General features: G+C 74.4%; 8 protein-coding genes. 5 read left to right on the plus strand and 3 right to left on the minus strand.

The features are described 5' to 3' along the window. Window positions 1-34 precede the first annotated feature (34 nt). From IE245_RS35410 to IE245_RS35425, 4 genes are all read left to right on the plus strand, one after another. The gene (locus IE245_RS35410; RefSeq protein ID WP_189955362.1) at window positions 35-1366 is read left to right on the plus strand and encodes an ABC transporter substrate-binding protein; all 1332 of its coding nucleotides are present in this window, start codon (window positions 35-37) and stop codon (window positions 1364-1366) included. Between the two features lie 13 nt (window positions 1367-1379). Then, window positions 1380-2783: a carbohydrate ABC transporter permease gene (locus IE245_RS35415; RefSeq protein WP_189955364.1), complete on the plus strand. Its 1404-nt coding sequence runs from the start codon at window positions 1380-1382 to the stop codon at window positions 2781-2783. Next, complete coding sequence (locus tag IE245_RS35420; RefSeq protein ID WP_189955366.1) at window positions 2780-3625, plus strand: carbohydrate ABC transporter permease; 846 nt, start codon at window positions 2780-2782, stop codon at window positions 3623-3625. Before IE245_RS35415 ends, IE245_RS35420 begins: the two co-directional genes overlap by 4 nt. A gap of 125 nt (window positions 3626-3750) precedes the next feature. Next, window positions 3751-4278: an NUDIX hydrolase family protein gene (locus IE245_RS35425; protein WP_189955388.1), complete on the plus strand. Its 528-nt coding sequence runs from the start codon at window positions 3751-3753 to the stop codon at window positions 4276-4278. A gap of 79 nt (window positions 4279-4357) precedes the next feature. Here IE245_RS35425 and IE245_RS35430 read toward each other — a convergent pair whose 3' ends face one another. Then, window positions 4358-5089 (minus strand): D-Ala-D-Ala carboxypeptidase family metallohydrolase, encoded by a 732-nt coding sequence (locus IE245_RS35430; RefSeq protein ID WP_229852028.1) that lies wholly within the window; start codon window positions 5087-5089, stop codon window positions 4358-4360. Window positions 5090-5323: 234 nt separating this feature from the next. Here IE245_RS35430 and IE245_RS35435 point away from each other — a divergent pair, with 234 nt between their 5' ends. Next, complete coding sequence (locus tag IE245_RS35435; protein WP_189955376.1) at window positions 5324-7396, plus strand: SpoIIE family protein phosphatase; 2073 nt, start codon at window positions 5324-5326, stop codon at window positions 7394-7396. 117 nt (window positions 7397-7513) lie between these two features. Here IE245_RS35435 and IE245_RS35440 read toward each other — a convergent pair whose 3' ends face one another. After that, window positions 7514-8608 (minus strand): baeRF3 domain-containing protein, encoded by a 1095-nt coding sequence (locus IE245_RS35440; RefSeq protein ID WP_189955378.1) that lies wholly within the window; start codon window positions 8606-8608, stop codon window positions 7514-7516. An 84-nt stretch (window positions 8609-8692) separates the two neighbouring features. Beyond that, complete coding sequence (locus IE245_RS35445) at window positions 8693-9181, minus strand: DUF1269 domain-containing protein (protein WP_189955380.1); 489 nt, start codon at window positions 9179-9181, stop codon at window positions 8693-8695. Between the last annotated feature and the right edge of the window lie 230 nt (window positions 9182-9411).

The raw sequence follows: 9411 nt of genomic DNA on the forward strand, positions 1-9411 counted from the left end.
AACATGAAGGTATCGAAGCGAAGGAAGGACGACCATGCGACGACCCTCCCTCACGACCCTCCGCGCCGCGGGCGCGCTCTCCGCGGCGCTCGCGCTGGCGCTCACCGCCACCGGTTGCGGCGGCGACGCGGGGCCGAAGTCCGGCGGGGAACTGGCCGGCACGACCGTCACCGTCGCCGGCGTGTGGACCGGCGGCGAGCAGGAGAACTTCAAGAAGGTCCTCGACGCGTTCAGCGCGAAGACCGGCGCCAAGACCGTCTTCGTCCCCTCCGGCGACAACGTCTCCACCTTCGTCGGCAGCAAGATCGAGGGCGGCAACGCCCCCGAGGTGGTCCTCGTGCCCCAGGTCGGCGTGCTCCGGCAGTTCGCCGAGGCGGGCTGGCTGAAGCCGCTCTCGGAGCGGACCACGACCACCGCCTCCGGGAACCTCGCGCCGGTCTGGAAGGAGTACGGCACGGTCGACGGCACCTTCTACGGCCTCTACTTCAAGGCCGCCCACAAGTCGACCGTCTGGTACGCCCCCGACGCCCTGGAGCAGGCCGGGGTGGGCGAGCCGAAGAGCTGGGACGAACTGCTCGCGGCGGGCCGGACGCTCGCCGACTCGGGCCTGCCCGCGTTCGCCGTGGCCGGCGAGGACGGCTGGACGCTCACCGACTGGTTCGAGAACGTCTACCTGTCGCAGGCGGGGCCGGAGAAGTACGACCTGCTCGCCCGGCACGAGCTGAAGTGGACCGACCCCAGCGTCGTCACCGCGCTCACCACCCTCGCCGAGGTGTTCGAGGACGAGCGGCTCGTCGCGGGCGGTGCCGCCGAGGCGCTGCGGACCGACTTCCCCGGCTCCGTGGAGAAGGTCTTCGGCCCGGAACCCGAGGCCGCCCTGGTCTACGAGGGCGACTTCGTCGGCGGCGTCGCCAGGGACGAGTTCGGCCGGAAGCCCGGGGAGGACGCCGCGTTCTTCCCCTTCCCGCCGGTCGGCTCCGGGAAGGCGCCCGTGGTGAGCGGCGGGGACGCCGCCGTCGTCCTCGAGGACGCGAAGAACGCGGACGCCGGGATGAAGCTCCTGGAGTTCCTCGCCACCCCCGAGGCCGCCGAGGTGTGGGCCGGGGCCGGCGGCTTCCTCTCCCCCAACAAGGACGTGAAGCCGGAGGCGTACGCGGACGACACCGCCCGCGCCACCGCCGCCTCGCTCGTCGCCGCCGGGGACTCCGTCCGCTTCGACATGTCCGACCAGGCGCCGGCCGCGTTCGGCGGCACCAAGGGCGCCGGTGAGTGGAAGCTCCTCCAGGACTTCCTCCGCGACCCCTCGGACCCGAAGCGGACCGCGGCCGCGCTGGAGGCCGCGGCGGCCAAGGCGTACGGGAACTGAGGCCGGGCCCGCCATGGACCGGCCTCCCGGGAACACCGATTCCGCCACCGCCCCGCGGTCCCCCTCGGACGGACCGCCCCGCACGCCCCGGCGGCCGAAGGCGCGCGCCGCCGCGGATCCGCGGCGGCGGGCCCTGCGCCGGAGGCGGCTGCTGGGCGCCGCCTTCGCCCTCCCCGCGCTGCTGCTCCTCGGCGCGCTCGTCGCCTATCCGGTGGTCTTCTCCGTCGGCCGCAGTCTGTTCGACGCGAGCGGCGACCGGTTCGTCGGCGCGGACAACTACGCGGAGATGTTCCGGGACCCGGCCACCCTGAAGGCGCTGCGCAACAGCGCGGTCTGGGTGGTCGTCGCCCCGGTGCTGCTCACCGGGCTCGGCCTGGTGCTCGCCGTGCTCACCGAGAAGGTCCGGTGGGCGACGGCGTTCAAGCTCGTGCTCTTCCTGCCGATGGCCGTGTCCTTCCTCGCCGCGGGCATCGTCTTCCGGCTGGCGTACGAGCAGGACCCCGACCGGGGCGTCCTCAACGCGGTCGTGGTGGGCGTCCACGACGCCTTCGACGAGCCGTCCCCGTACCCGACCGCCCGCGCCCGGGAGGGCGAGGGCCTCAGCGGCGCCCCGGCCGACGGGTACACGAGCGGCGGGCTGCGGCCCGGCTCCGTCGCGGTCCTGCCCTTCGTGGGCGTCGCCCCCGGAGCCGTGCCCGCGGGTGCGACGGCGGCCCGGACCCCCGAGCCGGCGCCGGACGGCCTGGCCGGAACCGTGTACCTGGACTTCGCGCCCGGCGCGGGGGGCCGGGCGGGGGTCGTCGACACCCGGGAGAAGGGGCTGCCCGGGATGACGGTCGAGGCGGTCGGGGAGGACGGGGCGGTGGCGGCGTCCGCGCGGACGGCCGCCGACGGCACCTTCCGCCTCGACGGGCTCGGGGACGGGACGTACCGGCTGCGGGTGCCGGCCGCGAACTTCGCCGCCGGGTACGGCGGTGTCGACTGGCTCGGCCCGGCCCTCGTGACCCCGGCGATCATCGGCGCCTACCTGTGGGTGTGGACCGGCTTCTCCATGGTGCTGATCGGGGCGGGGCTCGCCGCCCTCCCCCGGGACGTCCTGGAGGCGGCCCGGGTGGACGGCGCGAACGAGCGGCAGATCTTCCGGCGGATCACGGTGCCGCTGCTCGCACCCGTCCTCACGGTGGTCTTCGTGACGCTGGTGATCAACGTGATGAAGGTCTTCGACCTCGTCTACGTCATCGCCCCGGGACCCGTGCAGGAGGACGCGAACGTCCTGGCCACGCGGATGTGGCTGGTCTCCTTCGGCGGCGGGAACGACCAGGGGCTCGGCAGCGCGCTGAGCGTGCTGCTGCTCCTGCTGGTCGTCCCGGCGATGGTGTTCAACATCCGGCGCTTCCGGAAGGGGGGTTCGCGATGAGGACCACGAAGGTGACGCGGTGGCTCGGGAGTTCCGCGGTGCAGGCGCTGCTCGTCCTGGTCGCCCTGGTGTGGGTCACCCCGCTGGCCGGGCTGCTGCTCTCCTCGCTGCGTTCGGAGCGGGACAACGCCGCGGACGGCTGGTGGACCTCGGTCACCGAGCCGTCGCAGCTCTCCTTCGACAACTACCGGGCGCTGCTCGACGATTCGGGGCTCGTCCAGGCGTTCTGGAACACCGTCCTGATCTCCGTGCCCACCACCGTCCTGGTGGTGGGGGTGGCGGCGCTCGCCGGATACGCCTTCGCGTGGCTGGAGTTCCCGGGGCGGGACTGGCTCTTCCTGGTCGTCGTCGGACTGCTGGTGGTCCCGGTGCAGATCGGGCTGCTGCCGGTGGCCAAACTCTTCGGCGCGGTGGGGCTGTTCGGGACGGTGGCCGGTGTCGTCCTCTTCCACGTCGCGTACGGGCTGCCGTTCGGGGTCTTCCTGCTGCGGAACTTCTTCGCGGAGATCCCCCGGGAGATGCTGGAGGCGGCGCGCATCGACGGCGGCGGCGAGTGGCGGATCTTCCGGCGGCTCGTGCTGCCGCTGGGGCGGCCGGCGCTCGCGAGCCTGGCGATCTTCCAGTTCCTGTGGGTGTGGAACGACATGCTGGTGGCGCTGCTCTTCGCGGACGGCGAGTCCCAGCCGCTCACGGTGGCGCTCCAGTCGCAGATGCGGCAGTTCGGCAGCAACATCGGGGTCCTCGCGCCGGGGGCGTTCCTCTCCCTCGTCGTGCCCCTGGTGGTGTTCTTCGCCTTCCAGAAGCACTTCGTGCAGGGGGTGATGGCCGGTTCGGTGAAGTGAGGCGGGGCCGGCGCCCGGCCGGGCGCCGGCCCGGCCCCGGCGGGCGCCGCGGCTCACCCGAACGACGGATGCCGGAATCCGGGTCGCGCGGCCGTGGCGGAAAGTATGATCAGGCGATGTCTGACATGACTGAGACCACGCCCGGCTGGATGACCTCCGACGAGCTGGAGACGGCCCGCGCCCGGATGCCGATCCTGTACGTCGACGCCGTTCCCGTCCGGGTGGACGACAGCGGCGAGGTCACGAGCATCGGACTGCTGCTCCGCATCGGCGCCGACGGAACGATCAACCGCACCCTCGTCTCCGGACGGGTCATGCACCACGAGCGCGTCAGGGACGCCCTGCTGCGGCACCTGGAGAAGGACCTGGGCCCGGTCGCCCTCCCCCGCGTGCCCGCGTCCCTCCAGCCGTTCACGGTCGCCGAGTACTTCCCGACGGCCGGCATCACCCCGTTCCACGACCCCCGCCAGCACGCCGTCTCGCTCGCGTACGTCGTCCCGGTCAGCGGCGACTGCCGCCCCCGTCAGGACGCCCTCGACCTGGTGTGGTTCAGCCCGAGGGAAGCCGCCTCCCCCGCGGTGCAGAGCGAGATGCCGGGCGGCCACGGCGTCCTCCTGAAGCAGGCGCTGGCGCACGTCGGCGTCACGTACTGAGCACTCACCCGCCCAGGGCACCGGCCCGGCCGCGCGGGGGCGCGCGTCCGGGCCGGTGGGGTGGCGCGGGGTGGCCCGCTCAGATGCCGCAGGAGGAGGCGGACCAGTAGCGGCTCGGGCGGTGGTCGACGTGGGCGTGGTCGGAGTGACCGGGGTAGCCCGGGCCGAGGATGCCGTTGAAGCCGTGGTAGCGGGCCTGCTGGGCCAGCCGGCACAGGGAGTGCGGCCCCGAGCCGAGGTCGGCCGCGTCGCCGTACAGGTGCCGGCTGTCGGTGGCACCGCCGACCGCCGCGTTGCAGGAGGTGCTGCGGAAGCCGCTCGTCACCCGGATGGGCTCGTCGCCGAGGGCGTGCCGGAGGGCCTCCAGCTTCCACATGGTCCGCAGGGCGTTCGACTTGGCCGTGGCGGCGCTGACGGCCCCGCCGGACCAGGTGGAGTTGCAGTTGTTCAGTTCGGCGTAGCTGAAGTGGATCGGCGTGCAGTCGTCGTCCTGCAGGGCGTACAGCTTGCTGAAGGTCGCGGGTCCGGCGACGCCGTCCGCGGCGAGTCCGTAGGCGGCCTGGAAGCGCTTCACGGCGGCCGCGGTGGCGGGTCCGTAGGAACCGTCGACGGCGAGGACGCCGCCGTAGCCGGGGTAGCCCGCGACGCGGATCTGCAGCTGGGTGACGTCGGCGCCGCTCGCCCCCTGGGAGAGGGTGCGGGACCAGGTGTAGCACCCGTCCGCGCGGGCGGTGCCCGCGCCGGCGACGACACCGGTGAGGGCGGCGGCCAGCAGCACGAGGGCGAGCAGGAGCCGGGAGACGGGGGACACACGGGACACGGAGGGAACGGGAGCGCGGCTGTGCAGGAGCATCGGGCGGGCCTCCACCTCAACGGGTGCACGAGCCCCGGCGCGGGCGCGCCAGGACATGTCATGCATCTGTCAGCGAACCTGTCGGAGGGAAGCCTGGACCCTGGGGTCGACGCGCGTCAACCACGCCGCGCGACCGCCGCGCGACCCGGCCGACGGCCTGCCGGAAACGTCCCGGGCCCTGATGATGGGAGCGTGAAGGCCGGCGAAACCACGGGAGGCCCGGACGGCCCCGGACCCGACGACTCCGGTACGGGCACGGGCCCGGCCCGCGGCACGGGCGCCGCCGACGGCGGGCGCCCCGTCGATCCGCGCATGTTCGACGGGACCGTCGCCGCCGTCGCCGTGCTCGCCGGTCCCGAAGGGCGGCTGATCTACACGAACTCCGCCTTCACCCGGCTCTTCGGGGCGCGGCGGCTCGGGCTCCCGGCGCGGGAGGCGTTCCCGGACTCGGACGGCCACCGCTTCCTGGCGGTGCTGGAGTCCGTACGGGACACGGGACGGGCCCGGCAGGTCGTCGGCGAGCGGCGGCCCGACCCCGGGCATCCGGGGCAGGCCCGGCACTTCGTCTACTCGTGCAGCGCCGTCACCACCGACCAGGGGCCCGGGATCCTCGTCCTGGCCATGGACACCACCGCCGAGACGCTGACGCTCCAGCGGTACGAGGCGCTGGTCTCCGCCGTCTCGCAGATGGTGTGGGTGATGGGGCCCGACGGCGTCATGGAGGAGATCGTCCCCGGCTGGGAGCAGCTGACGGGCACGCCCTGGCGGCGACGGGCGGACGAAGGCTGGTACGCGCACATCCACCCGAGGGACCGGGAGCGGCTGAGCGAGGCGTGGCGGCGCGCGGCCGGCGGGCGGCCCGCGGTGTTCGAGGCGACGTTCCGGGTGCGGGCGGGAGACGGCTCGTACCGGCACATGTCCACCCGCTCCGTGCCGGTCCTGCGGGACGGCAGGCTCACCGAGTGGGTGGCGGCCACGGCCGACGTCGAGGACGCCTGGGGCACCCGGCTGCGCGAACGGCTCCTCGCCCAGGTGGCGGCGGTGTCGGGAGCGGGTCTGCACGAGGCGTTCGCCGAGGTGGTGAAGGTGGTGGTGCCCGAACTCACCGACGCCTGCCTGGTCCTCCTCCTCTCGCACGACGAGTGGCCGCTGCCGGAGCACGCGGGGGTGACGGCGCGACGGATCGCCTCGGCGACCCGGCCGGGGCTGCCCGCGCCGCCGGCGCTGCGCGGGCAGGGCGTGGCGGTGACGCCCGCGGTGCGGAGGGTCCTCGACCACCGGGAGCCGGTCACCTTCCGGCTCGTGCCGGGCGCGCCGGTGCCGGCCGGGCTGATCCCGACCGTGAGCGAACGGTGGCTGCACGCCTCGGGGGCCACCAGCCTGACGCTGATCCCGCTGATCGTCGAGGACCGGGTGCTCGGGTACGCCGCGACCAGCAGCAACGGCGACACGCCCATCCCCGGCCCGGCCGAGACCGAACTCCTGCGCGAGGTCCTGCACCACGCCCAGCGCCCGATCCGCAAGGTCCTCGACCTCCAGCAGGCGCGCCGCACCGCCCTCGGCCTCCAGCGGGCGCACCTGACCGAGCCGCCGCGGGTGCGGGGCGGCACGCTGGCCGCGCGCTACCAGCCGGCCGGCTCCACCGGGGAGATCGGCGGGGACTGGTACGACGCCTTCACGCTGCCGGACGACACGCTCGTCCTCGGCATCGGGGACGTGGCGGGCCACGACCTGACGGCGGCGACGGCGATGGGCCAGATGCGGAGCATGCTGCGGGCCCTGGCGTACGCGGGCGGGCCGGGCGCCAGGCCGGACGCGGTGCTCGCCCGCCTCGACCACGCCTCCTCGGGTCTCGGCACGGCCCCGCTGGCCACCGCCCTGCACGCCGTGCTGCGCCGCCGCGCCGACGGCACGTGGCTGCTGACGTGGTCCAGCGCGGGCCACCCGCCGCCGCTCGTCGTCCCGGCCGCCGGCGACGCCGGCTACCTCCCCGGCGCGGCGGATCCACCGCTCTGCGTGGCCTCGGACCTCCTCCGTACGACCCACGCCCACGTCCTCGGCCCCGGCGACACCCTGCTGCTGTACACCGACGGGCTCATCGAGACGCCCTCCGCCCCCATCGACGAGGGCCAGCGACGGCTGGCCTCCGAGGCCGCCCTCTGCCGCCGCCGGGACCTCCCGGACCTGCTCCGCATCCTCCAGGGCCTCTCGGACCACCGCGACGACACGGCGATGCTGGCCTTCCGGGTGGACGAGGCGCCCTGACGGCGGCACGGAGCGGGGGGCCGGGGGGCGAGGACGGACACGGAGGACGGGACGCCCGTCGTACGTACGGGCGTCCCGTCCTGTCCCGACGGTGCGGCGAGTGCGGTGCGGCGGGGGTCAGTAGCGCAGGACGGCCGCGATGTGGTCCCGGCCGTCGAGCGTGCCGCCGGGCACGAACCGCACCTCCGCGCCCGTGTCCAGGGCCCGTTCGACGATCTCGTCGACCATGTCGTCCCGGGCCCCGGGGTCGCCGGCCTCGGCCGGTTCCAGGTGCTCCCCCTCTTCGCGTACGACCGTCCGGAAGTCGTCCTCGACGGCGACCAGCCGGGCCCTGCCCTCCTTCGCGGCCCGCCACACCTCGTCGATGCCGCCGGCGAACTCGCGCCGGCCGCGGGCCGCGTCCAGGTCGGCCAGGAGCCCCGAGACGGCGTCGGCCTCGCGGGCGGCGCGGGCCGGCTCGACGGCGGCGTGGACCGCGGCGGCCGGGCCTTCGGCGAGCCCGCCGTGCGGGACGGTCACGGTGTCCGGCGCCGGCGGCCCCAGCTCCTCCAGGAGCCCCAGGGCCTCGGAGGCGCCGAGGACGTACAGCGGGCGGGGCTCGGCGGCGAGCAGGACCCGCAGCTTCCCGTGCGCCTCGCGCAGGAACTGCCGGGTGGCCTCGTCCCGGAAGGTGCTGGGGACGTCGCCGACGCGCTCCTCGCGTTCGACGTCCTGGGGCTCCAGGTCGCGGGTCAGCGGGAAGCCCTCCCGCGTGGCCTCGACGGCCCGCTGGGGGTCGCCGCTCCACAGCGAGACCCGGTCCGCGGCGACGGCGAGGGCCCAGTAGGGCTGTTCGGCGGCGCGGGCGGCGACGAGGTTGCGGGTGAGGAAGGTGTCCGCGAGGACCACCCGCTCGGGCACGGTCCTGGGCAGCGACCACACCTGGTGCTCGCCCTGCGCCGCGAAGATCACGAGCCCGTCCTCGGCGTGCGCGAGGTCGACCTCGGCGGCGGCGCGGCTCAGCTGGTCGAGGATGTCGAGCCGGCGCTCGCGGGGCACGTCCGGATCGCCGGTGAGGTTCTTCTCGGCCTCGGCGAGCAGATTGCGCAGCCGCACCGGGTCCTGGGCGTTGTCCGGTTCGCGGCGGTGGGTGGGCATCACCAGCGAGACGGCCGGATACGGCCGGGGCTGACGCAGCTTCGCGAGCACCTCACTGCTGAGCACGGGATCCATGGGGGGCCTTCCTGTGGGGGTGGGGAAGAGCACGGCGGACGGGCGCATGTGGGCGGGCGCGCGCAGGCGGACGGACGGGCGCCGTCACTCCGTTCCGGCGAGCTGCTCGGCGAGTTCCTTCTCGTCCGCGTCGCTGAGGGAGGTCTTCAGGACGGTGCCGCCGTGGCGCTGCATCGCCGCCGTGAACTTGTCCTCGGTGAGCTTGGCCGCCATGATCACGACCGCCGCGGTGCCGGGACGCAGCAGATCGCCGACCTGCTGCCGGAACCGGTCGTCGACGCCCGACCGGCTGAGCCGTCCGACGAGCCCGCCGAGCGCGGCTCCGGTGAGGGCGCCGACGGCGGGGGCGAGGAAGAGGATGCCGAAGATGGTGCCCCACAGGGCGCCCGTCGCGGCGGTCACCCCGACGACCCGGTTGGAGGTGTCGACGTGGGTGCGCCCCTCCGCGTCGACGGAGACGACGGCGAGGCCGTTGAGCCCGACGACCTGATCGCGTTGCAGGTCCTGCACGGTGCCGAGGGCCTCCTCGGCGACGGCACGGTCCTCGTACCCGATCACGATGAGCTCAGACACGGCGCCTCCTCGACCGTGCGGGGGCTCGCGCCCCCGCTACGCCCGATCCTGTCTCGATATGTCCGCTCTCGCGAATCGAAGGTCTCGGAGAAGGCCCGGGGAGGCGCCCGCCGCCGGGACGCGGCTCCCCGATCCGCCCCGATCCGGAAGAAGCGGCCTAGGGTCTGTTGCGAAAGTGGATCTTGTTCGTTGATGATCACGTCCTGTGGGACGTGGGGATCTGACGAACG

Origin of the sequence: Streptomyces roseolus (genome assembly GCF_014649855.1) — a bacterium.
Classification (GTDB): Bacteria; Actinomycetota; Actinomycetes; order Streptomycetales; family Streptomycetaceae; genus Streptomyces; species Streptomyces roseolus.